This is a genomic window from Rhodococcus aetherivorans (assembly GCF_025722975.1).
Classification (GTDB): domain Bacteria; phylum Actinomycetota; class Actinomycetes; order Mycobacteriales; family Mycobacteriaceae; genus Rhodococcus; species Rhodococcus aetherivorans.
Genome location: NZ_CP106982.1, coordinates 527272 through 553512 on the forward strand (window position 1 = coordinate 527272; position 26241 = coordinate 553512).

The 26241-nt window shown below is 71.3% G+C and carries 26 protein-coding genes; 12 read left to right on the top strand and 14 right to left on the bottom strand.

The window, feature by feature from the left end; all coding sequences use genetic code 11:
• Nucleotides 1-4: 4 nt before the first annotated feature.
• The gene (locus tag OCS65_RS02440; protein ID WP_231772295.1) at nucleotides 5-2323 is read right to left on the bottom strand and encodes an FHA domain-containing protein; all 2319 of its coding nucleotides are present in this window, start codon (nucleotides 2321-2323) and stop codon (nucleotides 5-7) included.
• A 289-nt stretch (nucleotides 2324-2612) separates the two neighbouring features.
• Between OCS65_RS02440 and OCS65_RS02445 the strand changes: the two genes are divergently transcribed.
• The 6 genes from OCS65_RS02445 (at nucleotide 2613) to OCS65_RS02470 (ending at nucleotide 9424) form a co-directional block, all read left to right on the top strand.
• The gene (locus tag OCS65_RS02445) at nucleotides 2613-4280 is read left to right on the top strand and encodes a class I adenylate-forming enzyme family protein (RefSeq protein WP_102800090.1); all 1668 of its coding nucleotides are present in this window, start codon (nucleotides 2613-2615) and stop codon (nucleotides 4278-4280) included.
• Between the two features lie 101 nt (nucleotides 4281-4381).
• Entirely contained in the window at nucleotides 4382-5683 is a 1302-nt protein-coding gene (locus OCS65_RS02450) for an MFS transporter (RefSeq protein ID WP_029546660.1), read from the top strand.
• Nucleotides 5684-5864: 181 nt separating this feature from the next.
• Nucleotides 5865-8450 (top strand): cation-translocating P-type ATPase, encoded by a 2586-nt coding sequence (locus tag OCS65_RS02455; protein WP_231772296.1) that lies wholly within the window; start codon nucleotides 5865-5867, stop codon nucleotides 8448-8450.
• A 69-nt stretch (nucleotides 8451-8519) separates the two neighbouring features.
• A complete protein-coding gene (locus OCS65_RS02460) occupies nucleotides 8520-8660 on the top strand; it encodes a hypothetical protein (RefSeq protein ID WP_231772297.1) in 141 nt (46 codons plus the stop codon).
• A gap of 6 nt (nucleotides 8661-8666) precedes the next feature.
• Nucleotides 8667-8897 carry a hypothetical protein gene (locus OCS65_RS02465; RefSeq protein ID WP_029546658.1) on the top strand — a complete coding sequence of 77 codons (231 nt, stop codon included), beginning with the start codon at nucleotides 8667-8669 and terminating at the stop codon, nucleotides 8895-8897.
• Between the two features lie 35 nt (nucleotides 8898-8932).
• Nucleotides 8933-9424 (top strand): TspO/MBR family protein, encoded by a 492-nt coding sequence (locus OCS65_RS02470; RefSeq protein ID WP_006943512.1) that lies wholly within the window; start codon nucleotides 8933-8935, stop codon nucleotides 9422-9424.
• Between the two features lie 13 nt (nucleotides 9425-9437).
• Here the strand turns inward: OCS65_RS02470 and OCS65_RS02475 are convergent, their stop codons facing one another.
• The 4 genes from OCS65_RS02475 to OCS65_RS02490 form a co-directional block, all read right to left on the bottom strand.
• Nucleotides 9438-10607: a globin domain-containing protein gene (locus tag OCS65_RS02475; protein ID WP_043796911.1), complete on the bottom strand. Its 1170-nt coding sequence runs from the start codon at nucleotides 10605-10607 to the stop codon at nucleotides 9438-9440.
• A 400-nt stretch (nucleotides 10608-11007) separates the two neighbouring features.
• Nucleotides 11008-11499 carry a DUF6069 family protein gene (locus OCS65_RS02480; protein ID WP_420833228.1) on the bottom strand — a complete coding sequence of 164 codons (492 nt, stop codon included), beginning with the start codon at nucleotides 11497-11499 and terminating at the stop codon, nucleotides 11008-11010.
• A gap of 45 nt (nucleotides 11500-11544) precedes the next feature.
• On the bottom strand, nucleotides 11545-11991 hold the full coding sequence (locus OCS65_RS02485; RefSeq protein WP_065923311.1) for a hypothetical protein: 447 nt from the start codon (nucleotides 11989-11991) through the stop codon (nucleotides 11545-11547).
• On the bottom strand, nucleotides 11943-12293 hold the full coding sequence (locus tag OCS65_RS02490; protein WP_006932498.1) for a sigma factor-like helix-turn-helix DNA-binding protein: 351 nt from the start codon (nucleotides 12291-12293) through the stop codon (nucleotides 11943-11945). The genes OCS65_RS02485 and OCS65_RS02490 overlap by 49 nt, the downstream gene beginning before the upstream one ends.
• Before the next feature lie 138 nt (nucleotides 12294-12431).
• Between OCS65_RS02490 and OCS65_RS02495 the strand changes: the two genes are divergently transcribed.
• Nucleotides 12432-13415, top strand: coding sequence for a DUF389 domain-containing protein (locus tag OCS65_RS02495; RefSeq protein WP_102800089.1), 984 nt, complete (start codon nucleotides 12432-12434; stop codon nucleotides 13413-13415).
• A 9-nt stretch (nucleotides 13416-13424) separates the two neighbouring features.
• Here the strand turns inward: OCS65_RS02495 and OCS65_RS02500 are convergent, their stop codons facing one another.
• Together OCS65_RS02500 and OCS65_RS02505 are read right to left on the bottom strand one after the other, a co-directional pair.
• Nucleotides 13425-14264, bottom strand: coding sequence for an esterase/lipase family protein (locus OCS65_RS02500; RefSeq protein ID WP_080688417.1), 840 nt, complete (start codon nucleotides 14262-14264; stop codon nucleotides 13425-13427).
• Between the two features lie 47 nt (nucleotides 14265-14311).
• Nucleotides 14312-14992: a class I SAM-dependent methyltransferase gene (locus OCS65_RS02505; protein ID WP_043796830.1), complete on the bottom strand. Its 681-nt coding sequence runs from the start codon at nucleotides 14990-14992 to the stop codon at nucleotides 14312-14314.
• A 258-nt stretch (nucleotides 14993-15250) separates the two neighbouring features.
• Here OCS65_RS02505 and OCS65_RS02510 point away from each other — a divergent pair, with 258 nt between their 5' ends.
• The 3 genes from OCS65_RS02510 to OCS65_RS02520 all read left to right on the top strand — a co-directional run bounded on the left by OCS65_RS02510 (nucleotide 15251) and on the right by OCS65_RS02520 (nucleotide 17982).
• Complete coding sequence (locus OCS65_RS02510; RefSeq protein ID WP_043796829.1) at nucleotides 15251-16081, top strand: oxygenase MpaB family protein; 831 nt, start codon at nucleotides 15251-15253, stop codon at nucleotides 16079-16081.
• Between the two features lie 93 nt (nucleotides 16082-16174).
• Nucleotides 16175-17320, top strand: coding sequence for an LLM class flavin-dependent oxidoreductase (locus OCS65_RS02515; RefSeq protein ID WP_006932509.1), 1146 nt, complete (start codon nucleotides 16175-16177; stop codon nucleotides 17318-17320).
• Entirely contained in the window at nucleotides 17317-17982 is a 666-nt protein-coding gene (locus OCS65_RS02520; protein ID WP_050036127.1) for an FMN reductase, read from the top strand. Before OCS65_RS02515 ends, OCS65_RS02520 begins: the two co-directional genes overlap by 4 nt.
• Nucleotides 17983-18047: 65 nt before the next feature.
• On the opposite strand, the gene OCS65_RS02525 is transcribed toward OCS65_RS02520, so the two are convergent.
• Nucleotides 18048-18695, bottom strand: coding sequence for a maleylpyruvate isomerase family mycothiol-dependent enzyme (locus tag OCS65_RS02525; RefSeq protein ID WP_029546648.1), 648 nt, complete (start codon nucleotides 18693-18695; stop codon nucleotides 18048-18050).
• A gap of 241 nt (nucleotides 18696-18936) precedes the next feature.
• Between OCS65_RS02525 and OCS65_RS02530 the strand changes: the two genes are divergently transcribed.
• Nucleotides 18937-19383, top strand: coding sequence for a MarR family winged helix-turn-helix transcriptional regulator (locus tag OCS65_RS02530; protein ID WP_080688420.1), 447 nt, complete (start codon nucleotides 18937-18939; stop codon nucleotides 19381-19383).
• A gap of 46 nt (nucleotides 19384-19429) precedes the next feature.
• Here the strand turns inward: OCS65_RS02530 and OCS65_RS02535 are convergent, their stop codons facing one another.
• The 5 genes from OCS65_RS02535 to OCS65_RS02555 all read right to left on the bottom strand — a co-directional run bounded on the left by OCS65_RS02535 (nucleotide 19430) and on the right by OCS65_RS02555 (nucleotide 24371).
• On the bottom strand, nucleotides 19430-20833 hold the full coding sequence (locus OCS65_RS02535; RefSeq protein WP_029546646.1) for an FAD-binding oxidoreductase: 1404 nt from the start codon (nucleotides 20831-20833) through the stop codon (nucleotides 19430-19432).
• Nucleotides 20830-21471, bottom strand: coding sequence for a hypothetical protein (locus OCS65_RS02540; RefSeq protein WP_006944155.1), 642 nt, complete (start codon nucleotides 21469-21471; stop codon nucleotides 20830-20832). The genes OCS65_RS02535 and OCS65_RS02540 overlap by 4 nt, the downstream gene beginning before the upstream one ends.
• A gap of 52 nt (nucleotides 21472-21523) precedes the next feature.
• A complete protein-coding gene (locus tag OCS65_RS02545) occupies nucleotides 21524-23350 on the bottom strand; it encodes a glycoside hydrolase family 15 protein (RefSeq protein ID WP_231772299.1) in 1827 nt (608 codons plus the stop codon).
• 13 nt (nucleotides 23351-23363) lie between these two features.
• On the bottom strand, nucleotides 23364-23840 hold the full coding sequence (locus tag OCS65_RS02550; protein WP_006944153.1) for a hypothetical protein: 477 nt from the start codon (nucleotides 23838-23840) through the stop codon (nucleotides 23364-23366).
• Nucleotides 23841-23921: 81 nt separating this feature from the next.
• Nucleotides 23922-24371: a hypothetical protein gene (locus OCS65_RS02555; protein WP_006944152.1), complete on the bottom strand. Its 450-nt coding sequence runs from the start codon at nucleotides 24369-24371 to the stop codon at nucleotides 23922-23924.
• A 92-nt stretch (nucleotides 24372-24463) separates the two neighbouring features.
• Here OCS65_RS02555 and OCS65_RS02560 point away from each other — a divergent pair, with 92 nt between their 5' ends.
• Entirely contained in the window at nucleotides 24464-25192 is a 729-nt protein-coding gene (locus OCS65_RS02560) for a helix-turn-helix transcriptional regulator (protein ID WP_029546643.1), read from the top strand.
• Nucleotides 25193-25211: 19 nt separating this feature from the next.
• On the opposite strand, the gene OCS65_RS02565 is transcribed toward OCS65_RS02560, so the two are convergent.
• Entirely contained in the window at nucleotides 25212-26114 is a 903-nt protein-coding gene (locus OCS65_RS02565; RefSeq protein ID WP_231772300.1) for an LLM class F420-dependent oxidoreductase, read from the bottom strand.
• Nucleotides 26115-26241 lie beyond the last annotated feature (127 nt).

The window sequence follows — 26241 nt, forward strand, 5'->3', positions numbered from 1 at the left end:
GCGCTCACCGGGCGCGCAGCCGCAACCGGGTGTAGGTGAACGTGGCGTAGACGATGCCGAGGAGGAGCAGCATCCCGGCGGAGAGCAGCCACCACGACGGGGCGTGCTGCCACAGCACGTCGGCCTCGGCGGTCGGGTCCTTGGCACGCAGATCGACGGTCGAGGCGGTCGCGGCATAGCCCCAGCGCGACGGCGACAGCCACGACAGCTGGGCGAGCACGGCGCGCCCGGTGATGGGAATCAGGCCGCCGCTGAGCACGAGTTGCACCATGACCGTCACGACGAGCAGCGGCATCACCTGTTCGCCGGACCGGGCGACGGCCGACAGGGCCAGGCCGACCACCACGCAGGCGCACGTGGTCAGCGCGATGTCGACGACGAGTTCGACGCTGCCGGAGGGGATCACGCTGCCGGGCCCGGGGGTGCCCTTGCCGACGAGGACGACGAGGACCAGCACGAGCGACTGCACGATCGCGGCGGCGCAGAACACCACGATCTTCGCGATCAGGTACGCCGAGGGCGCGAGCCCGGCGGCGCGTTCGCGGTGGTAGATCATCCGTTCACCGACGAGGTCCCGGACGGTGAGCGACGAGCCCATGAAGCAGGCGCCGAGGATCAGCAGGATGAGGATGAACGCCAGCTCGCCGGGCTCCGCCCCCGGGCTCGGTGGGCCGAATCCGTCGCTGCCGGGCACCAGGATCGACAGCCCGCCGAGGATGAACGGCAGCAGTGACAGGAAGACGAGGTAGCCGCGGTCGGCACGGATCAGCCGCATCTGCCGCCGGGCGACGGTGCTCAGCTGTCGGCGGCGGGAGGTGTGGGCGGGGCGGCCCAGCGGCCCGGGGGCGGCGGCGGGGGGATGGTCGACGGCCGCGCTGCGGGCGAGGTGCTCGGCGTGCACCGCGTCGGGTTCGGCCGCGACGCGGGCGAAGATCTCCGCCCAGTCGGTGCTGCCGAGGGCGGCGCCGACCTCGCCGGGCGGCCCGACGTAGGCGGTCTTGCCGCCGGGGGCGAGCAGCAGCACCTGGTCGCACAGTTCGAGGTAGGACAGCGAGTGCGTGATGACGAGGACGACCCGGCCGGAGTCGGCGAGGCGGCGCAGCGTGGTCATGATCTGCCGGTCGAGCGCCGGGTCGAGGCCGGAGGTGGGTTCGTCGAGGATCAGCAGCGACGGCCCGGTGAGCAGTTCGAGGGCGACCGACGCGCGCTTGCGCTGGCCCCCGGAGAGGCGGTCGACGCGGGTGCCGGCGTGCTCGGTGAGCTGTAGCTCGGCGAGCACCCGGGCGATCACCTCGTCGCGGTCGGCGCGGGTGGTGTCCGGCGGCAGCCGCAGTTCGGCGGCGTAGCCGAGGGCCTCGCGGACGGTGAGTTGCCGGTGGAGCACGTCGTCCTGGGGGACGAGACCGATCCGGGAGCGCAGGGCCTGGTATTCGGCGTGCACGCTGTGGCCGTCGAACTCCACGACCCCGTCGGTGGGGTTGCCGGTGCCGGACACGATCTTGGCCACGGTGGATTTGCCGGCGCCGGAGGGGCCGATGACGGCGGTGAGCGTGCCGGGCGGCGCGGCCAGGGTGACGTCGTGGAGCAGTCGACGATTCCCGTCGATGGTCAGCCCGACGGCGCGGACCCGCAGGCCACCGGTCGCGGGAGCCGCCACCTTCTCCCGGGGGACGAGGGTGCCGTCCCGGACGACGAGGTCGGTGTTGCCGATCGTCACGACGTCGCCCTCGGTGAGGGCGGCGCGGGTGATCCGGGTGCCGGCGACGAAGGTGCCGTTGACGCTGCCGAGGTCCTCGATCTCGAGACCGGACGGTCCGGTGCGCAGGGCCGCGTGCTGCCGGGAGGCCAGGACGTCGGGGACGACGACGGCGTTGTCGGCGGCGCGGCCGATCGACACGTCGCCGGGCCGGGGCGCGGGGCGGGGCCGGCGCAGCGGTCCGCGGGTGTCGCCGGCGCGGACCGCGGTCAGCTGGTCGAGCAGGCCCCATCTGCGTTCGCGGGTCGCCTCGGGTTCGGCGACGGAGATCCGGAGGTCGGGTCCCTCGGCCCGGTCGCCGAGCCTGGCGACGACGGTCCCGGTGACCCGGACCCGCTCCACCCGGCGGCCGTCGACGAAAAGCCCGTTCTTGCTGCCGGAGTCGACGAGATACCACCCCTCGTCCCAGTGCAGGAACGCGTGTTCGCGGGAGACCACCGGGTGGTCGAGGGTGACGTCCATCGATCGGTCGCGGCCGATGCGCACCGTCGCGCCGGGGCCGTAGCCGGCGCGTCCGTCGTCCCATTCGAGCAGGACCTGCGCGTGCCGGGTCTCCAGGTCGTCCATCGTCTCGGCCTTCCGTCAGACGTGTCCGCTCGCACCGACGTGCGGTCCTCGACCGCCCACCGACGATTTCCGACCGCTCGTCGCATCGTGCGCCGGGAGCCGGTCGATCTCCGATTCTCCCACTCCGGGAATGCCCAGGCCAGGCCGTCGACGCGGACGGCGCGAGTGTGGTGTGCCCGATTTGACAGGCGCTTGTGTGGCCCAGGACACTACTAACAGACCGCTTACCGACCGAGCGATCGGTCGTGGCGGTGGGAAGGTTCCGCAGTCGAGTGGAAGGAACTGCGTCGTGACGTCCGAGAAGCGCCCCTGGACCGCGCTCTACCCGAACGGGCTCGATCCCGAGCCGGCGGTGCCGTTCGTCTCCCTGGTGGACGCGTGGCGCGCCCGCGTGGATGCCAACCCGGACGGCAAGGCCATCGCCTACTTCGACGGTGTGCTGACCGCCCGCGAGACCGACGAGCTCTCCGACGCCCTCGCCGTCGCCCTCGCCGCCCGTGGCGTCCAGCGCGGCGACCGGGTGGGCATTTACCTGCAGAACATCCCCCAGTACGCGCTGACCCTGCTCGCGTTGTGGAAGCTCGGGGCCGCGGCGCTCGTGCTCAACCCCATGTACCGGCGGGCCGAACTGCGCCGCCTCGTCGACGACGCCGAGATCGTCGGCATCGTGTGCGCCGACACCGCCGTCGCGGAGACCGCGGACACCGTCCGCGACAGCTCCGTGCGGTGGATCTTCAGCACCAGTGACCTGGACTTCCAGACCCGCGACGACGCCCGGGTCTTCCCGTCGACGGACCGCGCCGTGGCCGCGCCCGACGGTGACCTCGTCGAGCTGATCGAACAACACCGGGGCCGGCGGCCGCCCCACGTCGAGATCACCGGCGACGACGTCGCGTTGCTCGCCTACACCTCCGGCACCACCGGTCCGCCGAAGGGTGCGATGAACACCCACGCCAACGTGCTGGCCGTGGCCACCACCTTCGGTTCCTTCGTCGGCCTGGCCGCCGGCGACGCGGTGTTCGCCGTCGCCCCGCTGTTCCACATCACCGGCGCCGTCATCAACGCCACGCTGGCGCTGGTGCACGACACCGCCCTGGTCTTCGCGAACCGCTTCAACGCCGAGGTCGCGCTCGAGGCCCTCGTCGAGCACGGGGTCACGTTCACGATCGGCTCGATCACGGTGTTCAACGCCCTGTACGAAACCCCCGGCGCCGAGGCCCGCCACTTCGCCTCGATCAAGACCCTCTACTCCGGCGGCGCGCCGATCCCGCCCGCGACCGTGGAGAAGTTCGAAGCGAAGTTCGGCAAGTACATCCACAACGCCTACGGCATGACCGAGACCTCCTCCGGCGTGATCGCGGTACCGCCCGGGCGGCGGGCACCCGTCGACCCCGCCAGCGGCACCCTCGCGATCGGTGTCCCGCTGCCCCTGCTCGACGCGCGTGTCGTCGACGCGGACGGCGCCGACGTCGAACCCGGCAAGCAGGGTGAACTGGAACTGTCCGGCCCGCAGGTGATCTCCGGGTACTGGCGCAACCCCGAGGCGTCCGCCGCCACCCTGCCGGACGGGCGGCTGCGCACCGGCGACGGTGCGATCATCGACCGGCACGGCTGGGTCTACCTGGTGGACCGCCTGAAGGACCAGATCAACGTCTCCGGATACAAGGTGTGGCCCCGCGAGGTCGAGGACGCCCTGTACGAGCATCCCGCCGTCCACGAGGCCGCCGTCGTCGGCCAGCCCGACGACTACCAGGGCGAATCCGTGGTGGCGTACGTGTCGCTCGAACGCGACGCCCACGCCACCGAGCGCGAGCTCGTGGACTTCGTCCGCGACCGCCTCGCCGCCTACAAGCGGCCCCGCCGGGTCCACATCGTCGAGAACCTCCCCAAGACCCAGACCGGCAAGATCCGGCGCAGCGACCTGCGCGACCGCACGATCCCCACCCCGACCGCCTGACGGTCCGTCCCCTCCGGCGTGACCGAATGTCACACGGGTTCGGTCACATCGAACCCATGTGACATTCGGCCACCGCTCCCGCGAACGAAAAGAGATACGACGTGAACACCGACGTCCGGAACACCCGGGGTGCGGTCGACACCGCGCCCACCCTGGCATCGAAGAAGAAATCGCTGTTCGCCAGCGCGGTCGGCAACGTGCTCGAGTGGTACGAGTGGAGCGCCTACGCGGTCTTCGCACCGTTCATCGCCGCGGTGATGTTCAACAACTCCGATCCGATCTCCGCGCTGCTGTCCACGCTCGCGGTCTTCGCCGTCGGCTTCCTCATGCGCCCCCTCGGCGGCATCGTGTTCGGCCGCATCGCCGACCGGCGGGGCCGCAAGTTCGTCCTCGTCACCACGATGCTCATGATGGCGACGGGCAGCCTCGTCATCGGCATCATGCCCACCTACGAGTCCATCGGGGCGTGGGCGTCGCTGATCCTGCTCGCCGCGCGGATCATGCAGGGCTTCGCCCACGGCGGCGAATCGGCCACCGCCTACTCGTACGTCGGTGAGATCGCCCCGCCGCACCGTCGCGGGATGTGGGGCAGCGTCGCCTTCATCGCGATCTTCGGTGGCTCGGTCCTCGCCTACAGCATCGGTGGCGCCGTCACCTCGTCGCTCTCCGAAACCGCCGTCGCCGAATGGGGCTGGCGCATCCCGTTCCTCATCGGCGCCTGCCTGGCCCTGGTCGCCCTGTACCTGCGTCGCAGCATGGACGAGAGCGACGTGTTCGACGCCCACCAGGAGCAGGACGAGCAGCCGCGCATCCCGCGGAAGACCGTCGTCCGCGCGATCCTGCTGATGATCGGCATGACCTCCGGCATCACCGCCGCCCACTACACCTGGACGTCGTACGTCGCCACCTACGCCATCACCCAGCAGGGGATGGACCCCGACGTCGCCTACTGGATGTCGGTGATCGCCCAGTCGATCGCGCTCGTCTCCCTGCCCTTCTGGGGCATGCTGTCCGACCGGATCGGCCGCCGCCCGATGCTGTTCGCGTTCGCCGCACTGATGCTCGTGCTGCAGCTGCCGCTGACGATGATGATCTCCTCGGCCGGATGGACCCTGCTCGTCGCGACGACCGTCGCGCTGCTCGTCGTGTCCGTCCCCGCGTCGGTGCTGTCGGCGACGCTGTCGGAGAGCTTCCCCACCCGGCTGCGGACCCAGGCGATCGGCTTCGCGTACTCGTTCTCCGTCGCGGTGTTCGGCGGAACCGCCCCGTACCTGAATCAGCTCCTGATCGGCCGCGGCATCGGATGGGCGTTCAGCGTGTACATCATGGTGCTGTGCGTGCTGACCGGCATCGCCTGCGTCTTCATGAAGGAGACCAAGGGCATCCGCCTCGAACACGCCTGACGGACGATCGGCTGCGCCCCGCCGGCACGGAACCGGCGGGGCGCAGCCGTGTCCCGTGACGTCCCGCGGCCCGGACCGGATGCCGTTACGCTGGGGCTGCCGCAGCGGCGGGACCGGTCCCGGTGTGCTGTACCCGCTCCTCGTCGCGGTGACACGTCGATCCCGTGGGCGAGGAGGCGGTGTGCAGGCAGATTCCGGTGCGCGGCTGCTCGACAGCGACGGGCTCACCGGCCGGGAGGCCGCCGCGCGGCTCCGCCGGGACGGGCCGAACCAGCTTCCGGCCGCGCGACGGGTGCCGTGGTGGCGCAGGCTGATCGCGCAGCTCACGCACTTCTTCGCGCTGCTGTTGTGGTTCGCTTCGGCCCTCGCGTTCGTTGCGGGCATGCCGGAGCTGGGCATCGCCGTGATCGTGGTGATCGTCGTCAACGGCATCTTTGCCTTCGTGCAGCAGGAGCGCGCCGAGAAGGCCGCCGAACGCCTGGGCGAGCTGCTGCCCACCACCATCGTCGTGCGGCGCGACGGGGCGGTGCGCACCGTCGACGCCCGCGACCTGGTGGTCGGCGACGTCGTCGTGCTCACCGGCGGCGACCGGGTCCCGGCCGATCTGACCCTCGCGGTCGCGGGCCGCTGCACCTTCGACGAATCCACCCTCACCGGGGAGAGCGAACCGGTGCTCCGCACGGCCGGCGCGGCCGTGTTCGCCGGAACATTCGTCGCCGAGGGCGAATCCGAAGGGATCGTCACGGCGACGGGTGCGAACACCCGCCTCGCCGGTATCGCGGCCCTGACCACTTCGGTGCGACGTCCACCCGGCCCGCTCGATCTGGAGATCCAGCGCATCGTCCGGACGCTCGCCTTCGGTTCCGTCGGCGTCGGCGCGGTGTTCTTCGCCGTGTCTCTCCTGGTGGGGATCTCCTGGCAGGACGCCTTCCTCTTCGCGGTGGGCATCACCGTCGCCCTCGTGCCCGAGGGACTGCTGCCCACCGTGACGCTGTCGCTGGCGATGGGGGCGCAGCGCATGGCCCGCGACAACGCGCTGGTGCGCAATCTCGAGGCCGTCGAGACCCTCGGTTCGACGACGTTCATCTGCACCGACAAGACGGGCACGCTCACCCAGAACCAGATGAACGTCGTCGAGGCGTGGACCCCGGCCGGGACCGTCGCGGTGCGCGGGGAGGGGTATGCGCCCACCGGTGAGGTGACCGGCCCGGAGCCGGCGGTGGCGGCGGCCGCGACCGCCGGTCTCGCCGGTGCGGCCGCCTCGAAGGGTGGGATCACCCTCGACGACGACGAGTGGCGGGCGGTCGGTGACCCGATGGAGGCGGCGATCGCCGCGTTCGCGGCCCGTCTCGCCGGCCCCGGCGCACAGCCGGGGCCGGTCACCCGCCGGTTCGTGTTCGACCCCCGGCGCCGCCGCGAATCGGTGATCGTGGGCGGGCAGCTGCTCCTCAAGGGCGCCCCGGACGCGGTGCTTCCGCGCTGCGCCGACCCGGGCGAACTCGTCGACCGGGCGGAGGAGGCGCTCGCGGACATGGCGTCGCGGGGCCTGCGGGTGCTCGCCGTCGCCCGCCGGACCCTGACCGATCCCGGCGTGGAGACCGACCCGGACCTCGCCGAACGCGACCTCGAACTCCTCGGCCTGCTCGGCATGGAGGATCCGCCGCGGACCGCCGTCCCGGCCGCGTTGCGGGCCGCCCGCAGCGCCGGCATCAAGGTCGCGATGCTCACCGGCGACCATCCAGAGACCGCGCGCGCCATCGCCCGCGAGATCGGGCTGCTCGGGCCCGCGGGCCTGGTGGTGCAGGGCAAGGACCTGCCCGAGGACGATCAGCTGCTCGGTGCCCTGCTCGACCGGGACGGCATCGTGATCAGCCGCGTCTCGCCCGAGCAGAAGCTGCGCGTGGCCAAGACCCTGCAGGACCGCGGCCACGTGGTGGCGATGACCGGTGACGGCGTCAACGACGGACCGGCCCTGCGGCAGGCCGACATCGGGGTGGCGATGGGTGAGGGCGGCACGGACGTCGCGCGCGAGGCCGCCGATCTGGTGCTGCTCGACGACGACTTCGCGACCATCCTCACCGCGGTGGAACAGGGCCGTGCCACCTACGCCAACATCCGCCGCTTCCTCAGCTATCACCTGACCTCCAACGTGGCCGAACTGACGCCCTTCGCGCTGTGGGGCCTGTCGGGCGGGCAGTTCCCGCTCGCCCTGGGGGTGCTGCAGATCCTGTGCATCGACATCGGCACCGATCTGCTGCCGGCGCTCGCCCTCGGTGGCGAGCCCCCGAGCCGGGACACGCTGAAACGCCCGCCGGAACGCCGCCACCTCGTCGACGGAACCCTGTTGGTCCGGGTGTTCGGTGTGCTCGGGCCGACGGAGGCGATCGTCGAGATGAGCGCGTTCCTCGTGGCGCTGCTCGTCGCGGGCTGGCGCCCCGGGGGCGAGTTTCCCACCGGGACGGCACTTCTCGCTGCCTCCGGTGCCGCGTTCACCGCCGTCGTCCTCGGTCAGGTGGGCACCGCGTTCGCCTGTCGCAGCGCGACCCGGCCGCCGTGGCAGCTCGGGTGGGGCTCGAACCGGCTGCTGCTGTGGGCCGTGCTCGCCGAACTCGTCGCCCTCGTCGTCTTCCTCGGCGTCGGCCCGGTCGCCGACGTTCTCGGGCACGCGGTTCCGCCGCTCGAGGCGCTGGGGGTCGCGCTTCTGGGCATCCCCGCGGTCCTCGTGGTCGACTCCGTGTACAAGCGGGTGCGCCGTCGCCGGCAGTGAGCCCCCGGGGCGTTCGGGGTGCGGGCATCCCGCCGCACGCGCACGATGGGACCGAAGGGGAGGAGTCGCATGGATGTCGTCACGGTCACGGATCTGCACAAGCACTACGGAGACGTGCGGCCGTCGACGCTGTTGACGTGCCGAACCTGGGGTTGCGCCGCCGCGGCACCGGGTATCCCCGGAACACCGCTCGCCGATGATCGGAAGTGACCCGCCATGATCGTCCCCGGCCTGACCGCACCGGACCCGGACACGGAGCCGGGCTCGCCCGAGCCTGCCCCGCCGATCCCGCCGACGCCCACGCCGCCGCCGCCGTTCCCACCGGAGCCGAACCCGGTGCCGACCCCACCGGAGCCGCAGCCGCCGTTCCCGCCGGAGCCGGATCCCGAGCCCTCGCCGCCGCATCCGCAGCGGCCCTTCCCCCAGATCCACGACCTCGCGATGTGATGACCTCGCCGACGGCGGGAGTAAGGAGAGCAGGTATGTCGAGCATGTTCGGCCGCACGTTGCTCGGAACGACCGCGGCGACCGCCGCGACGGCGGTGGTGGGATCGATTGCCTCCCGGGACGTGGACACACGCTGGTACCGGCGACTGCGCAAGCCGTCGTTCCAGCCGCCGAGTGCGGTCTTCCCCGTCGTGTGGACGGCGCTGTACGGCGACATCGCGGTGAGTTCCGCGGTGGCCATCGACGAGCTCGAATCGGAGGCGCGGGTCGACGAGGCCACCTATTACCGGGCCGCCCTCGCGGTGAACCTGGCACTCAACGCGTCCTGGTCGTGGGTGTTCTTCAAGGCGCATCGGCTCGTGCCGGCGACGGTGGTCGCCGGGGCGCTCGCGGTGAGCAGCGCCGACCTGGCGCGCCGCGCCGCCCTCGCGAAGCCGGCGGCGGGGGCCGCGCTCGGCCCGTACGCGGTGTGGTGCGCGTTCGCCACGGTCCTCAGCGGCCGGATCGCGCGGCTCAACCGGTCCTGACCGAGCGCGGTCGTCAGTAGAGCGGGTCGTGGCGGATGCGGTCCGCGGGCACGCCGGTGGCCTGCAGCCGGAACTTGGTCGCCTGGATCATGGCGGGGGACCCGGCGATCTGCACGTCGTGCCCCGACCAGTCCCCGGCCTCGGCGACGCACCGGCTCACCGGGCCCTCCAGGAGGGACAGCCCGGCCGGCGGATCGGTGGGGCCGGTGAACCACCACGGGTCGGTCGGCGACTCGGTCACGGGCACGACCGTCAGCCACGGGTTGGTGCGGGCGAGGTGCCACAGGGTCGGCAGGTCGTAGAGATCGCACGGGTAGCGCCCGGCGTAGAACACGGTGACCGCCCGCGTGGCGGGACGCCGGGCGAGGGCCATGAGCTGGGCCCGCATGGGGGCGATCGCGGTACCCGACGCGATCATCAGCAGCGGGCGCGGCCGACCGGGGCCGGGCCGCATCGTCTCCGCCCCCAGGGCGCCGATCGGTGAGCCGAGCACCCACGTCTCGCCGACGCGGGCGTGGCTCACGATGTACGGGCTCACCCAGCCGCCGGAGACGCGACGGACATGGAACTCCACGGCGCCGTCCGCGTCCGGCGGCGTCGCCGGTGACAGGTAACGCCACATGCGCGGCCGCCCCGGAACCTGCACGCTCACGTACTGTCCCGGCTCGTACGCCATCGGCTGGTCGAGCCGCAGGCGCACGACGGCGACGTCGTCGAGCGGTCTGCGGTGCTCCACGACGGTGCCCACCCAGGCGGCGGGGCCGGTTTCGGCGGCCGCGGCCTCGGTCATCGTGGTGGCGACGAGGTGCAGCGCGTGGTGCCATGCGTCGTCGAGCTCGGTGGTCCAGTCGTCGCCGGCGGCCTGCGCCACCGCATCGATCAGGGCCTCGGTGAGCGCCTTGTACTGCCACAGCTCGATGCCGTACTTGCGGTGGTCGCGGCCGAGCTGCTCGAGGAACGGGACGACGGTCTCGGGTCGGCTCAGCCGGTCCACCACGTGGACGACGGCGTGCAGGATGCGTTCGCGTTGCTCGCCCATGGCGGCGGGAAAGTACTGCCGGGTCTCGGGATGACGCGCGAACAGGTTGGCGTAGAACGCTTTCGACAGGGTTTGCAGGCCGTCCGGGCGGGCGGACACGGCCTCGACGTTACTGCGGATCAGCGCACACAGTCTCGGGTCCACAATGTCCGCCACCTCCGCGATCCTGTCCGTGTGCGGCGCGGCGCATGCCGGACGCGTCGCACCGGGGAGCGACTCTAGGGCGGAATACTGCTTGTCGCGAATCGCCCTGTGCCCGGAACGGTCGGCCGGGGAACAGATCTCGGGACGTACGTCCCGGGCGGTCGGGTACTTCGGTCCTGTGGACGAAGCATGTGGACGAAATGCCGGCGCCGCGTGTGCGACCGGCACCACCTGCAGGCGGTGCCCGCATCGCCGCGAAGGTGCCTGGGGAGGAACGGAAGACGCGTCGGTCTCCGTGCCGTAGGTCACCGTCGCCGGAGGGTGCGGCGGCGGCCCGAAGGTCCCGCGACAATCGGGACCTTCGGGCCGGTTCCCCGGGACGGTTGCGTCGCCCCGGTGGTTACTGCTGGGCTGCAATGCGGTTGCGCATCGCCTCGAGCCCCGTGACGACGACAAGTGCGATCACCACGTGCATCAGCGACAGCGTGATCGTGCTCGGGGTGTCGAAGTCGGCGACGATCGTCGACGCGATGGTGCCGAGCGCGGCCACCGCGCCGACGACCTCGGCGACGCGGATGATGCCGAACCAGCGCAGGCTGAGCAGCGCCGCGAGACTCGTGCCGACGGTGAGCGGGACGACGGTCATGACGAGAACGCCGCCCGGGGCGGCGCTTTCGACGGTGTCGCCGTTGGTCACCTCGAACGAGCCGCCGGCGGCGAGGCCGACGAGCCACAGTGCGACGTTGGCGACGAGAGCCACGACGACCGGGACGAGCACCGCCATCGGACGGCTGAGCGAGAAGGCGGGCAGGGTCGACGTGGTGGTGCGGTCGAGAGGCTTGACAACACTCATGGTGTCCTCCGGAAGGGCCGATGAACTGACGTCGCTCATCGTTCAACCTCGAGTCGACTCGAGGTCAAGTCCGTTCCGCGCAAGCTATGCCGCGGCCACCGCGCACCAGTCCACGGTGACCGAACGGGCACCGGAATGCGCGAGCATCGAACGCACGGGGCCGCCCAGGCACAGCTGCCGGTCGAGCTCCCGCTGCTCCGCATCCGGGTCGCGGGCGTCGGGGGCGCCCACGAGGATCTCCGCCGGCTCGGTGCTGCGCGCACCCTCCACCAGCAGTCGCTCCTCGTCGACCACCCGCACGGGCACGTCGTCCGATCCGGCCACGTCGCCGACCAGCAGGGCCACGTAGTCGGCGTCGTCGTCGGCGTCGTGATAGGCCAGCAGCCGGCCGCGGACGGTGCCCGAGGCGACCCGGTGATCGAGAGTCAGCCCGGACTGCGTGGGTGTTCCCGCCGCGACGGCACGCAGGCAGTGCGGCAACGTCACCCGTCGTGAGGTCCAGCTGAAGAAGGCCCCACACCCCGTTTCCATGGCACTCGCTCCTCCTCGGTACGTCCGGGCGAGGTGGTCCCCGGTTCTGTGATCAGTGTGCGCCGGGGGTCCGACATGTTCCGGGAGTGGCCGAGCTGCTGCCGGAGCAGGTTCAGGGCGTGGTGCTGGGCGAGCCGGACGGAGGTGGCATCGGTGTTCAGGGCACGGGCCGTGTCGGTGATCGACAGGCCACACGCGATGCGCAAGTGCAGCACGGCACGGTAGCGGTGCGGGAGGGCAGCGATCAGCGTCGAGGGTCGTGTCGCCGCCTTGTCCGTCGTCACCGCCTCGTCCGTCGTCACCGCGTGCGTCCTCCTCCGTCCGGTGCGGGACATCGTGTCGCGACCGGTGTCCCGGACGGAAGGGACCGGTGTCCCGATCCTGTGGGCGCGCGGCGTCTGCTGTGATGCACTCGCGGAACGACGCACCAGGAGGCTTTCGTGAGACCCACCACCGAGGACATCGAGCGGATGACCTCCACCCTGTTCCTGTCCGAGGACGCCCGGCCCCGTTCCCGGCGCGCGACGTTCTGGACCCTGCTCGTGCTGGCCGCGGTCATCGCCTCGGCGGGCGTCGTCGCGGACTCGACCGCCACCGTCATCGGCGCCATGATCGTGGCGCCGCTGATGACGCCGATCGTCGGGACCGCGCTGGCCGTCGTCCTCAACGACCACCGCAACCTGATCGCCTCCGCGCTGCTCGTCGTGGCAGGATCGGCCGCGGTGGTCGCGACCGGATTCGCGGTGGGCCTGCTCGATCCGCTGGACGTGCTCGCGCAGAACAACAGCCAGGTGGCGGGACGGGTCGCGCCGCGGATGATCGACCTCGTCGCCGCCTTGGCCACCGGTGCGGTCGGGGCCTTCGCGCTGGTGCGCCGCGATGTGTCCGACACCCTGCCCGGGGTGGCGATCGCGATCTCGCTCGTGCCGCCGCTCGCGGTGGTCGGCCTGACCCTCGAGTCCGGCGCGCCGCGGCAGGCCGGTGGGGCCCTGTTGCTGTTCGCCACCAACGTCGCCGCCATCGTCGCCACCGGCACCCTGGTCTTTCTGCTGGCGGGGGTGCGCGGGGCGGCGCACCGCGCCGGCCGTACGGTCGGGGACCTGCGCGGCCTCAGCGTGCTCACGGTCGTCGCCGCGGTCGTGCTCGTCGCGGTCCCCCTGGGGGTGTCCAGCACGCGAGTGATCCGGCAGGAGACGCTGAAGGCCGACGTCGCCCCCGTCGCGGAGCAGTGGGCGCAGGAGCAGGGCTGGGTGATCACCGACATCGGATTCCGCGAGTCCGTGCTGTGGATCGAGGTGCTCGGGCCGCCGCCCGAGGCGGATCCGGCGACCCTGCGCGACGCCCTGAACGAGGCCGGGCTGCGCGACGTCGACGTGGAGGTCACCCTCGTGATCGGCGGAACGCGGCGCCTGCCCGGCGGGTAGGGGCGGCGCTCAGCACACGACCGGCCGCGCCCCGGCCGGGTCCAGCGCGGCCAGCACCAGCTGCTCGGCGACCGGATCGTAGGGGATCGAGACGTGGTCGGCGGTGTTCGCGGGGCACACGTCCTGCAGCAGGATGTTCTGCGCGCCGGGCCCGGTGAGGAACGACGCCGTGTAGGGGATGATCACCTGGTCGTATCTGGTGGCGACGACCGTGTAGGAGACGCCCTCGACGGTGTCGCTGCCGGCGTTGAGCTCGGCGAGCACGGCATCCTGCGCGACCGACGGCGGCCCGAGCGAAGGGTAGTTCGCCGGCGCCAGCCCGACGATGCGGCTGGTCTTGTCCGCCCCGCCGAGGAACCGCACGTACCACCGGGGGACGGCGCCGCCCTTGGAGTGACCGACGATGCTCACTCGCTCGGCGCCGGTTTCGGCCAGGACGGTGTCGACGAACGCCGCCAGTTCGCCGGCGGCGTCCGGGATCGGCTCGCGCGCCTTGAACGGCTCGCCCGGCGGTGCGCCGTAGTCGAGTGCGAACACGCAGTACCCCTCGGCCTTCAGCGCCGGTGCCAATCCGGCCCAGTTGGCGTAGGAGTTCTCGAGGAAGCCGTGGACGAGCACCACCGGTTCGGGGTGCGCCGGTGTGGGCACGCAGTCGACATCGTTCGTCCCGGCCGGGACGACGCCGGGATGCGCCAGCGAGTAGGCGAGCGCGGCGCCGAAGGTGCCCTGCGGCGGGCCGGTCGTTGCCTCTGCGGCACGCTGTTCGGCGCCCGCCGTGGGTGCGGCGGTCGCGATGCTGCACGCCGCGATCAGCCCTACGAGGGCGAGCCTGCCGACCATGTCGCCCATCCTCGCGTCCGGCGGGTGTCCGGGGGCGCGAAATGCGCGAAAGGGCGTCATCCCGCGGGCGTGGGCCGGATCTTCTGCTGCGTGACGCGCCACAGTCGCCGCGGCAGGCCGCCTTCCTCGAAGGCTTCCACCTGCGGTTCGGTGAATCCCTGCGCCAGACGCTCGACGAGTGCCCGATCGAAGAAGTGGACGACGAACCCGCCGTGCTCGGTCAGGTTGTCGCCACGGTCCGTCCCGGTGGCGAAGTGGGCGTCGCCGGTGTGCCGCACGGTGTAGACGTGCCAGCCGCCCGGGCGCAGCACCCGATGCACTTCGGTGCCGAGCGCGTCGATCTCCTCGGTGGTGAGGGCCATGTTGAAGAGCATGTGGCTGTAGACGGCGTCGACGGACGCGTCGGCGACGGGCAGGGGTTCACGCACGTCGTGCACGCGGGTCGTGAGCCGGTCGGCCACGCCGGCCTCGGCCGCGCCGCGCCGGAGTTCGCCGAGGCCCTCGGGCGCGTAGTCGAGCGCGGTCACCGACAACCCGGCCCGGAGGAAGGCCAGCGTGTCCCGGCCCTGGCCGGCGCCGAGTTCGAGGACCTCACGCACCTGCTCGCGGTCGAACAGCTCGAGGGCGCGCCGGGCTGGCTCGCTCGGTGCGGGCCCGTACATCGTCGGGTTGTCGCGATAGGTGCGCTGCCAGTGTCCGCGCTGGGCGTCCAGGGCGCCGCGGTCGACATGTTCCATGCCGTGCCTTCCTCGTGACTTCCGGCCGTGGACGGCCGGCCCTGTGCGGTCGGGCGCGCCGGCGTCGATGCCGATCGACACATGGTGCCTCGGCTGCCTCCGAGGGCGGGCCCGAATCGTGGACCCGGCAGACGGTCCCGCTCGCGTCCCGCTCCGTAGCGAGCACCCGGCGACGCTCGATCGAATGGTCTGCGGGCCGTTGAGGTGGGGTCGATGTGCAGCGTAAAGTGAGTACGATCGTTGTCAGATGGAGGGTGTATGCGGACGATCCGTACCGTCGGTGATCTTGTCTCGCCTCTGGGGGGATCGATCAACGCGGCGAATGTCATCATGCAACTGGCCGTGCCCGGAGTGGGGCAGGGAGTGATCGAGAGCGCGGTGCACTCCGGCCGGGCGGATCTGCATCCCGTCAAGCGCGCCCGCACCACCACGACGTACCTCGCGGTGGCGGTATTCGGCAACGAGGACGATCGCGCCTACGTGCGGGAAGCGGTACGGCGAATCCACGCCCGGGTCGTGTCCGGGCCGGATTCGGTGACCCCCTACAGCGCCAACTCTCCCAAGCTGCAGTTGTGGGTGGCGGTGTGCCTGCTGAAGTACTTCGTCGACCAGTACGAATACCTGCACGGTCCGTTGACCGACGCCGAGTACGAGCGGGTGCTTCGCGACGGGGCCACGTTGGGCACCACCTTGAACGTGCGGCCCGGGGCGTGGCCGGTCACGCGCGAGGAGTACGACAGCGTGTGGCGTGCGGGCCTGGACGAGGTGTCGATGACGGACGAAGTCCGTACCTATCTCGCCGCCCTGGCGGACCTCCGTTTCCTCGAGGTCCGGCTGGGCCGGGCCGGCTACGCGATACACCGAGCGCTCGGCCGCCCGTTCCGGCTCGTCACACGAGGAGCGTTACCGCCGGAATTCCGCGCGGTCATGGAATTCGAGTGGTCGTCGGACGACCAGCGCGCCTTCGCCCGGTACCTGCGCCTGCTGCGCGCCGTGCACCGGCTGACGCCGGGACTGTGGAGCATTCCGTGGAAGGCGTATCTGGTCGACCTGCGCCTGCGGCGCCGCTTGGGCCTGCCCGTCTTCTGACATGCCGCCGCGCCGGTGTCCGGGTGGCCGGAATATCGCCCGCACCGCACCGGTTCGTATAGTTGAGTAATCAACTATTGACGGAGGCTCATCGTGCAGTTCGGCATCTTCACCATCGGCGACGTGACCCGCGACCCCACCACGGGCCGCGTACCCACCGAGCACGAACGCATCGTCGCGATGACGGAGATCGCGCTGAAGGCCGAGGAGGTCGGGCTCGACGTCTTCGCGAGCGGCGAGCACCACAATCCGCCCTTCGTCCCGTCGTCGCCCACCACCATGCTCGGCTGGATCGCCGCCAGGACCGAGAAACTGATCCTTTCCACGGCCACGACGCTGATCACGACGAACGATCCGCTGAAGATCGCCGAGGACTTCGCGATGCTGCAGCACCTCTCGGGCGGCCGCGTCGACCTCATGATGGGCCGCGGCAACACCGGCCCGGTCTACCCGTGGTTCGGCAAGGACATCCGCCAGGGCATCCCGCTCGCGATCGAGAACTACCACCTGCTGCGCCGCCTGTGGCGGGAGAAGGCCCTCGATTGGGAAGGCAAGTTCCGCACCCCGCTGCGCGGCTACACCTCGACCCCCTGGCCGCTCGACGACACCCCGCCGTTCGTGTGGCACGGCTCGATCCGCTCGCCGGAGATCGCCGAGCAGGCCGCGTTCTACGGCGACGGCTTCTTCCACAACAACATCTTCTGGAACCGGGAACACATCCAGCAGATGATCAGCCTCTACCGCACCCGGTTCGAGCAGTACGGCCACGGCGCCGCCGACCAGGCGATCGTCGGCCTCGGCGGCCAGGTGTTCATGGCGGAGACCGAGGAGAAGGCCAAGCGCGTCTTCCGGCCGTACTTCGACAACGCCCCCGTCTACGGTCACGGACCGTCGCTCGAGGACTTCTCCGCGACGACCCCGCTGACCGTCGGCACCCCCGAGCAGGTGATCGAGCGCACCCTGGGCTTCGCCGACTACGCGGGCGACTACCAGCGGCAGCTGTTCCTCATGGACCACGCCGGTCTGCCCCTCGACGTGGTGCTCGAGCAGATCGAGATCCTCGGCCGCGAGGTCGTGCCCGTGCTGCGCACCGAGTTCGAACGACGCCGCCCGGCGCACGTGCCGTCGGAGCCCCCGACGCACGCCTCGCTCGTCGCCGCGGGTCCGGATTCCCCGCACCGCCTCGTGGTTCCCGCAAAGGTGGATCTGTCCGCCGCCGAGGAGGCCGACGCCCGATGAGCCGCCGCATCGTCGTCGTCACCGCCGGGCTCTCGCAACCGTCGTCGACGCGTCTGCTGGCGGACCGGATCGCCGCCGCCGTCACCGCGGCGGTCGGCGCGCGGGGTGAGTCCGCGGATGTCGAGGTGATCGAACTCCGCGATCTCGCAACCGATCTCGCGATCACGGTCGCCACCGGCGGCCTGCCGGCCCCGGCCGTCGCGCGGGCGCGTGAGCAGGTGTCGCACGCCGACGGTCTGATCGCCGTCACTCCGGTGTTCACCGCGAGTTACAGCGGCCTGTTCAAGATGTTCTTCGACGTGCTCGACACCGACGCGCTGAACGGCATGCCCACGATCGTCGCCGCGACCGCGGGCTCGGCCCGGCACTCGATGGTGCTCGACTTCGCGATGCGTCCACTGCTGACGTTCCTGCGCGCGGTGGTCGTCCCCACGGGCGTGTTCGCCGCGACCGAGGACTTCGGCGACGGGGAGGCCGGCGCCGCCCTCGGCAGCCGGATCCGGCGGGCGGCCGAGGAACTCGCAGCGCTCGTCGTCGGTGAACGGACCGGTGTGGACGGCTTCACGCCCGCGTCCTCCCCGGCGCGGCCGCGCTCGTCGGGGAACTCGCTGCGCGCCCCCGGCACGCCGTTCCAGGATCTGCTGCGCGCCCACATGGGTTGAGAACTCGTCGTACCGCGGTGTGGCGCGGAGCGGACCGGGCGGGCCGTGCCGCATCCGAAACCTGATCACCCGGCCGGCAACCGCGCGCGCAACTCGTCCGCGCCCGGCCCGGACACCAGGGGCAGCGCCACGCGGCGGCCGGTGAGCAGCAACAGGATCGCGGAGATCGGCCCCCGGATCTCCGGCCCCTCCCCGGCCGACCATTCGACGTCCGTGGCGGTGAGCCGGTAGCCGCGCAGCGGAAGGGAGCGGAAGACCCGGGCCTTGCCCCTGCCGCCGAAGGACCACACGCGGGTGGCCGCCGCGGCCGCCGCGGTCACCGGCATCTCGAGGTCGCGGTGCAGCGGGATCGCGATGTCCTGGCCGTGCACGAGGATGTCGCTCAGGGGCTCGAGGCTGGTCAGCCCCACGTTGCGGCGGCGGGAACCGATCGTCGCGCGCAGGTCCGCGATCAACCGGTCGGTCGGCAGGGTCGCCCGTCGGCGGGCGGCGGCGCAGATCATCGAGTTCAGCGGGCCGGGATGACGCAGAACCATCCGGACGCAGTCCCCGACGGTCAGCTGCTGCAGGGTCAGGTGGGCCGCGACGTCGCGTACCGTCCAGCCGTCGCACAGCGACGGCTGTACCCATTCGTCGTCGGACAGCTGCCCGAGCAGGTCGGCCGTGCGTCGTCGCTCGCTGTCGATCGCGGCCCACACCTCGTCGTCGTTCATCGCCGGAGCCTTCCGTCTCAGCGGAACACCGGTGCCCGGGTCCTGGTGCGTTCGAGCTCGAAGACGTCCGCGAAGCCGGACAGCACTCGCGCCCTCGAAGACGCGCACGGCGTCGTGGCCGCGGGGAATCGAGTCCCCGGCGATCGGTTCGCCGGTCATATCGCACCTCCCGGACGGGCACAATCAGTACGATGTTGGTACCAATATAGTTCGATGATCGGACTATCGGCAAGGGAGGATGATGGCCGAGGACCTCAGTGCCGCCGTGCTGATGTTCATCGCCCAGCGCTCGGCGGAGAACCGCATTCTCGCGGCGCTGCGGCGCGCCGGCTACGACGACATCACGCTCGCCCAGGCGCGGGTGGCCGCCCGGATCGGACCCGGTGGGACCCGGCTGACAGTTCTCGCCGAACAGGCCCAGGTGGCCAAGCAGACAGCCAGCTTCCTCGTCGACCAGCTCGAGCGGGCCGGCTACGTCGAACGCACGGTCGACCCCACCGACGCCCGCGCGCGACTCGTGCGGATCGCTCCGCGCGGCGCCGAGGCCGGCCACGTCGCCCGGGCCGAGGAGGCGCGGATCGAGGCCGAGTGGACCGAGCATCTCGGCGCGCGCCGGATGAAGCAGCTGCGCGAGGCGCTCACCCTGCTCCGTGAGATCACCGATCCGTATCGGCCGTCGGGGGAGTAGTCGCCCGGTCACGTCCCACCGGACGTGGGGCGGTCATCCGTCGGTGTCACGCGCGCCGTACATCGGGAACGATGTTGGCGTTCCGATGAAAGACGTTGTGCGGATCGTACTTCGCCTTGATCTCGGCCAGTCGGGCATATTTGGTGGGGCCGTAGGCGGCGCGCACCCGGTCCTGTTCGAACTCGGCCATGGAGTTGACGTACGCGCCGATGCCGACCGAATACGGGCGCAGGGCCTCCCAGACGGACCGCACCCACGCCCGCTCCGGTGGCAGCAGACCGGGATCGGGGCAGACGCCGACGATGAAGACGGCGAAGCGTGGCGTCCGTCCGCCGCCGAAAGCGGTGTCGTCCTCCCTCGTTTCGCAGTACGCCTCGTCCAGCCGGTAGAACAACAGGAGCGACAGGGGCGAGTTCTTCTGCGGCACGACATCGACGACTGTCGCGATCAGATCGTCGGAGAGATCTTCGACGTAGCAACCCTTGTCGTAGCAGTAGAAGCCCCACGCGTTGCCCTCGTCGAGCAGCTGCTGCACGTCGACGTAGGGCATCGGCGTGACGAACTCGAACAGCGGTGGCAGAGCGCGCCGAATCCGCGCCAGCGCGTCCTCGTGCGTCTGCGGTGCTCCGAAACCGGTGACAAGGAAGGCATAGCCGGGCTGGAGGTGGTATTGCTCGGGCACGAACGGGGCGGGTGGGGCGTTCACGCCGGCGATCACGATGTTCAGCTCGCGGGGCAGCGTATCGATGACCTCCCGGGCGAGCCGCAACACCTCGGTGCCTTGATCCAGGCCCCAGAACAGGAGCCCGAACTGCACGACGGGGCCGGCCTCGTGCAGGCGGAACTCGAACTCCGTCACCACCCCGAAGTTGCCGCCGCCGCCCCGGATCGCCCAGAACAGGTCCGGATTCTCGTCCTCGGCGGCACGCAGGATCCGGCCGTCGGCAGTGACGACCTCGGCCGACTCGAGGTTGTCGATGCTCAATCCGGCCTGCCGGGTGAGCCAGCCCATTCCTCCGCCCAGCGTCAGTCCCGCGACGCCCGTGTGACTGATCAGACCGGCCGGGACGGCGAGCCCGTGGGCCTGCGTGGCGGCATCGAGGTCACGCAACAGTGCGCCCCCGCCGACCCGTACTCGCCTGCTCTCCGGGTCGACGACGACGTGATCCATCGATCCGAGGTCGATCACCAGGCCGTCGTCGACGACCGAGGCGCCCGCGGTGCTGTGCGCACCCGCGCGCACGGCCATCTCCATTCCGTGCTCGGTCGCGTAGGCGATCGCCGCCTTCACGTCGGCGGTGCTCCGGCATTGTGCGATCGCGGCCGGGCGGCGGTCGATGTCGGCGTTCCACACCGTGCGCGCTTCGTCGTAGTCCGCGTCGCCGGGTCCGAGAACCGGGCCCTCCATCGCGGCCCGCAGCATGCCGAGGTCGCCGGTCGTACGAGTCATGTGTCCTCCAGACGTTGCCGGGAACAGGCGGGATCGTCTCCGGCGAGGCGTTCGGCGCGTTCCCGGATGCCGAGCAGCATCCTGCGCATCATCGGAAAATCGGCCAGTTCCATCAGCGCGACGGTGAGCGGAAGCGACGGCGTGGGCCGGTAGGAGGCCTTCAACCGGCTCACGAGCCGGGTCCGTCGCCCGTCGTCGATGGGATCGAGGCGCCACGACCACGTCGAATCCGGCTTCGCCCAGACGAGGCAGCGCCCCGGATCGAAGGAGTGCACCCGGAAGGACGTCGCCGCCGTGGCCCGACTCGCCATCGGCGCCGCCACGTCGCCGACCTCGATGCACTGCAGGCGCGGATCGATCGTCGTCGCGCTGGGCCGCCCCAGATTGTCGAGACGGTCGTAGGAGTAGAAGCCGGCCCGGTTGTAGCCGACCTGGACGATCCACGGCCACACGCACTCGGCCGGCGCCTCGATCGTGAGGGCACGGGTCGCAGTGAACGTCGCCGAGGAGAGGATGTCGTCTCCGGGCATCGCACCGGCGTGCTCGGCGGTCGTCGCTCCCCACCGCAGGTGCCACCGGCGGTAGAAGGCGAATGCGCTCACCGCTGTCGCGACGCCTGCGATCGTGAGGATCGCCATGAGGAAACTGTTCCACACCGGAGCCGGGGAGAGAAGGTCCCGGAGGCCCCGCTCATCCGCTTCCCCCGTGAGCCCGGAGGGCGAGGGCGGCCTGTACCACCGCGGCATGGGTGAGCGCCTGCGGGTAATTGCCGAGGTAGGCGCCGGTGCCCGGGTCCACCTCTTCCGGGAGCAGGCCGAGGGGGCCGGCGCGCCGCAGCAGCGTTTCGAACAGTTCCCCGGCTTCGGTCCGCCGGCCGGTGAAGGCCAGCGCCTGGACCAGCCAGAAGGAGCACGGCAGGAACGCGCCCTCGACGCCGGGCAGCCCGTCCTGTCCGGGGGGATATCGGTAGAGCAGAGGGCCTCCGGCCGACAGCTCGCTGCGGATCGCGTCGATCGTGCCGCGCACCCGGTGCGAGTCCGGATCCTCCATGCCCAGGACGGGGACCACCAGCAGGGCGGCATCGATGTCACGCGACCCGTAGGTGCGGGTGTACCGATTTCCGATCCGGTCGAAGCCGCGGGCGAGCACCTCGTCGGCGAGGTCGTCGCGCGCCGCGAGCCAGCGCCGGCGACGACGGCTGGACAGGCGGTGGGTCTCGGCGATGCGCAGGGCCCGGTCGAGGGCGAGCCAGGCCATCATCTTGGAGTGCACGTGGTGGTCGGCGTCGCCCCGGATCTCCCAGATGCCGGCGTCCGGGTCACGCCACCGTGCACAGACGTGATCGGCGAATCCCCTTACCATGCGCCAGGTTTCCGAATTCAGCGGCCGACCGGAGCGGACGAACGTCCATGCGGCGTCGACGACCCAGCCGTAGCCGTCGAGCTGATGCTGATCGGCCGCGTCGTTGCCGAGCCGCACGGGTACGCTGCCCGCGAAGCCCGGCCATCCCGGCAGGGTGCGTTCGGCGGGGGCGTGCCGGCCGTCGAGGGTGAACAGGACCGGCAGGCGGGGCCGCTGCAGGCGGCTGGCGTGCAGGAGCCATCCGAGGAACCCGCGTGCCTCGTCGACCTTGCCCGCGCCCAGGAAGGCTGCGACGCCGATGCTGGCGTCGCGCGGCCAGGCGTAGCGGTAGTCCCAGTTCCGGACCCCGCCGGGCCACTCGGGTAACGACGTCGTCGGGGCGGCGATCGGCGCCCCCGACGGGGAATACGTGAGCAGCCGCAGCGTCAGCAGGCTTCGCACGACGGCCTCACGACAGGGCAGATCGTGAGCGATCTCCGCCGTCCACGCCCGCCAGCGTGCCTCGTCCTCGGTCACGAGCTCCCAGGCCGCGGCGGGAGGGAGGTGGATCAGCGGCTCGCGGTGGGCCACAGTCAGGACGACGGTGACCGGATGCCGCGGGGTCACGAGGATCGAGGTCGGCCGGCCCGGCGGGATCGGGGTGCCGGAGTCGCAGGCCAGGGACAGGGCGAGCGAGCCCCACTCGCACACGAGGTCGGGACCGTGCCGCACCTTCGGGGGGCGGTGGCGTTCACCGAGCCTCGGATCGAATTCGACGACGGCGCGCGCGGTTTCGCCCTCGACGGAGAGGCGACGCACGAGGACGGTCGCCGGGAGCAGCCGTCCGGCCACCTCCGCGATCATCGCCTCGCTCAGGGTGAGCCGGGTGTTGCCGAGGTCCCAGGTGGTTTCCAGCGTTGCGGTGTGCGTGCGGTAGCGGCGCCGGACGACGGTGGCATGCCCCTCGGGCCCGAGCCGGAACCGCCCCGCCGGCGCTCCGCCGACGAGTCGGCCGAAGACGGGATCTCCGTCGAAGCGGGGCACGCAGAGCCAGTCGAGCGATCCGTCGCCGGAGACCAGGGCCGCGGTGCGGGTGTCGCCCAGCAGGCCGTAGTCCGCGATCCGGGTCTGCGTGCCCGCCCTGTCCTCGATGCCACTCTCGTCGAAATCGGTCATTCTGAAAGTCATTTCAGCGCACCTGGAGAAGAAGGCCGAGTGCGGTGCCGTAGACGAGATGGGCGGCGACGGCGACGGCGGGGGTCTGCGCACCGTAGTTCAGGCCGAGCAGGCCGGGTGGTTCGAGGACCGCGGTGCTCCGCGGCCCGGCTCGATGGGAGGCCATGCGCGGATGCACGCCCGGCAGTAGTGGCAGCAGGACCGTCAAGGCGACCGCGACGTGCAGCAGGCCGAGCAGCATGCCGAGCCACCACGTCGCCCGGTGGAGCAGCGCGAAGGTGGCGGCGTAGCCGAGTGCGAAGGCCTGGCCGATCGCGAGGTGGATGAAGAATCCGACCACCCGGGCACGATCCGGGTCGGCGGTGACGACGGTGCCGAGCACGAGCGGCAGATCCAGGCGGCTGTAACCGGCCAGTTGGGCGGCGATCATGACTGCGGTCAGGGCGGTGGTGGCCACCGATCCGAAGAGCGCCCATCCGGCCCAGTCCATGGCGGAGTCACCTTTCGGTGGGGAGGTCGCTGCCGCCGGTCCACGGTCGCCGTCGGACGTCCGTGAACCGGTGGCTCGGTTTCACGATGTGCCCGGGGTGGGTCCGCGGCGAGTCACCGGGGCGGTGGCCAGTCGGGCCAGGGCGAGGGCGGCAACCGCCAATCCGAAGTCGCGCAGCGCGATGTCGAGGTAGCCGCCGAGGGTGACCAGGTCGACGATGATGCCGAGCAGCCATGCGGCCACGACGTAGCCGCCGATGGCGGGTCTGATCGCGACGACGATGCCGGCGAGGATCTCGACCACGCCGACCGCGAGCATGGCTTGGTGGGCGGTGCCCGGGACGAGGTCGTCGATCCAGGGTGCGAGGTAGCGCTCCCAGTCGGTGAGCAGGTTCGCGAACTTGTCGAGACCGAAGGCGATCGGGGCCACCGTGAACACGGTCCGGAGAAGGACGAATGCCTGGCGGGCGCCGGCGTTCGTGCCGGCCGGGGTGGAGTGGAGCGTGGTGGGGGAGGTGGGCGTGTGGCTCATCGAAGTCTCCTGACTTCTAAGAGAGAGTAGATTTGATTTTAGAAGTGTGACGTAGATTACGTCAAGAAGTTTCTCTTTTAGAAGGGGGAATCGTGCAGGACGAGTTCGCCGAACAGGCGTCGGGGATCGGTGCGCTGGCAGACCCGGCTCGAAGGTCCCTCTACCGCTACGTCGCCGCACAAGCGGACGCGGTCGGGCGCGAGCAGGCTGCGGCCGCGGTAGGCCTGCCGCTGCACGCAGCGAGGTTCCACCTCGACCGGCTCGTGGAGGAGGGCCTGCTCGAGACGGAGTACCGCAGGCTCTCGGGGCGGACGGGCCCGGGTGCAGGACGGCCGTCGAAGCTCTATCGGCGCTCGTCGCGCGAGCTGTCGATCTCCCTGCCCGAGCGGCGCTACGACCTCGCCGGGGAGGTTCTGGCGGCCGCGATCGAGCGGTCGATGCGCGACTCGGTGCCCATCGCGGAGGCGGTGCGGACCGCTGCCGTCGAGCACGGCCGGCGTATTGCCGCGAATGCGGCCACCCCGGCCGTGCCCGCCGGAACGGTGCCCGGTCCTATGGACGCGGGAGGTACCGACCTCGAACGTATGGCGCGGCTGCTCGCCCGGCACGGCTACGAGCCGCGCCTGTCCGGCGACGGGCAGATGCGGTTGGCGAACTGCCCGTTCGACCGGCTGGCGAACGAGCACCGTGAACTGGTCTGCGGGATGAACCTCGCCCTGCTCGACGGGGTCGTCGCCGGACTCGGGACCGACCGGCTCTGCGCGGAACTCGCCCCGGAACCGGGGTTCTGCTGCGTCCGGATCCGGGGCGTAGAGCGGTGAGTCGTCGCGGTTCCGGGCCTCAGAGCGCGAGCGCCGCGGCGACCTCCCGCAGGGCCGGAACCGGGTCGTCCCGCATCGGCAGGGCCTGGACCGCGACGTGGTCCGCCCCGGCGTCGAGGTGCTCCCGCAGACGCGACGCGATGTATTCCGCGTCGCCGTGCGCGACGAGCGCGTCGACGACCCGGTCGGTGCCGTCGTTGTCGAGTTCCTCGGCGGTGAAGCCGGTGCGTTCCAGATTCGCACGGTAGTTGCGCAGCTTCAGATACGGGTTGGCAACGGCCTTGCGGCCGATGGTGCGGGCCGTGGCGACGTCGGTGGACAGCACGATCTTCTGCTCGGGGGCGAGCACGGCGCCCGGGCCGAGAACGGCGCGCGCCTCGCGGGTGTGCTCGGGGGTGGTGAGGTAGGGGTGGGCTCCGGCGGCCCGGTCCGCGGACAGCTTCAGCACCTTCGGTCCCAGCGCGGCGAGGACCCGCCGCGCCTCGGGCACGCCCTCGCGGTCGAGCACGTCCAGGTACTCGACCAGTGCCGCGTAGGGCTTGCGGTACGTCTCACCGTGCGCCTCGGGGTGGCCGACGCCGACACCGAGCAGGAAGCGGCCGGGATGGCGTTCCTCGAGCCGGTGGTAGGAGGCCGCGATCTCGTCGGCGGGGGCGGTCCAGATGTTGACGATGCCGGTGGCCACGACGATGTTCTCGGTGGCGTCGAGGAGGCGTTCGGCCACCTCGAGGTCGGCGGGCGGCGAACCGCCGATCCAGATGGTGCCGTAGCCGAGCTTCTCGATCTCGGCTCCGGTCTCCGGTGGGAGGCCGGTCGCGTGCCGCCAGACGCCGAAGCGGCCGAGCGGGGGAGTCTGCGTCGTGTTCTCTGCCTTCGTCGAATCCGTCACGCCGGGTCCAACCTCCGTCGCCGCCGGTTTCATTCCGGGCGGTCGATCGGTGGCGGTCGGCCCGGACCGCGGCCCTGGATGATCGTCCAAACCCCTCCGCCGGACCGCGGCCGACTTTGTAGCTGCGGGCACCCCGGGAGCCGCCCCGCCTGCGCGAGGG

Bases quoted from the DNA above. Each gene is read 5' to 3' on its own strand.
- OCS65_RS02540 (WP_006944155.1), bottom strand. From the start codon at position 21,471: ATGGCGATCCTCACGATCGCAGGCGTCGCGACAGCGGTGAGCGCATTC.
- OCS65_RS02440 (WP_231772295.1), bottom strand. From the start codon at position 2,323: ATGGACGACCTGGAGACCCGGCACGCGCAGGTCCTGCTCGAATGGGAC.
- OCS65_RS02565 (WP_231772300.1), bottom strand. From the start codon at position 26,114: ATGAAACCGGCGGCGACGGAGGTTGGACCCGGCGTGACGGATTCGACG.
- OCS65_RS02460 (WP_231772297.1), top strand. From the start codon at position 8,520: ATGGATGTCGTCACGGTCACGGATCTGCACAAGCACTACGGAGACGTG.
- OCS65_RS02505 (WP_043796830.1), bottom strand. From the start codon at position 14,992: ATGGAACATGTCGACCGCGGCGCCCTGGACGCCCAGCGCGGACACTGG.
- OCS65_RS02535 (WP_029546646.1), bottom strand. From the start codon at position 20,833: ATGACTCGTACGACCGGCGACCTCGGCATGCTGCGGGCCGCGATGGAG.
- OCS65_RS02500 (WP_080688417.1), bottom strand. From the start codon at position 14,264: ATGGGCGACATGGTCGGCAGGCTCGCCCTCGTAGGGCTGATCGCGGCG.
- OCS65_RS02550 (WP_006944153.1), bottom strand. From the start codon at position 23,840: ATGGACTGGGCCGGATGGGCGCTCTTCGGATCGGTGGCCACCACCGCC.
- OCS65_RS02480 (WP_420833228.1), bottom strand. From the start codon at position 11,499: ATGAGCGACGTCAGTTCATCGGCCCTTCCGGAGGACACCATGAGTGTT.
- OCS65_RS02510 (WP_043796829.1), top strand. From the start codon at position 15,251: ATGCGGACGATCCGTACCGTCGGTGATCTTGTCTCGCCTCTGGGGGGA.
- OCS65_RS02525 (WP_029546648.1), bottom strand. From the start codon at position 18,695: ATGAACGACGACGAGGTGTGGGCCGCGATCGACAGCGAGCGACGACGC.
- OCS65_RS02555 (WP_006944152.1), bottom strand. From the start codon at position 24,371: ATGAGCCACACGCCCACCTCCCCCACCACGCTCCACTCCACCCCGGCC.
- OCS65_RS02545 (WP_231772299.1), bottom strand. From the start codon at position 23,350: ATGACCGATTTCGACGAGAGTGGCATCGAGGACAGGGCGGGCACGCAG.
- OCS65_RS02470 (WP_006943512.1), top strand. From the start codon at position 8,933: ATGTCGAGCATGTTCGGCCGCACGTTGCTCGGAACGACCGCGGCGACC.
- OCS65_RS02530 (WP_080688420.1), top strand. From the start codon at position 18,937: ATGGCCGAGGACCTCAGTGCCGCCGTGCTGATGTTCATCGCCCAGCGC.
- OCS65_RS02465 (WP_029546658.1), top strand. From the start codon at position 8,667: ATGATCGTCCCCGGCCTGACCGCACCGGACCCGGACACGGAGCCGGGC.
- OCS65_RS02520 (WP_050036127.1), top strand. From the start codon at position 17,317: ATGAGCCGCCGCATCGTCGTCGTCACCGCCGGGCTCTCGCAACCGTCG.
- OCS65_RS02485 (WP_065923311.1), bottom strand. From the start codon at position 11,991: ATGGAAACGGGGTGTGGGGCCTTCTTCAGCTGGACCTCACGACGGGTG.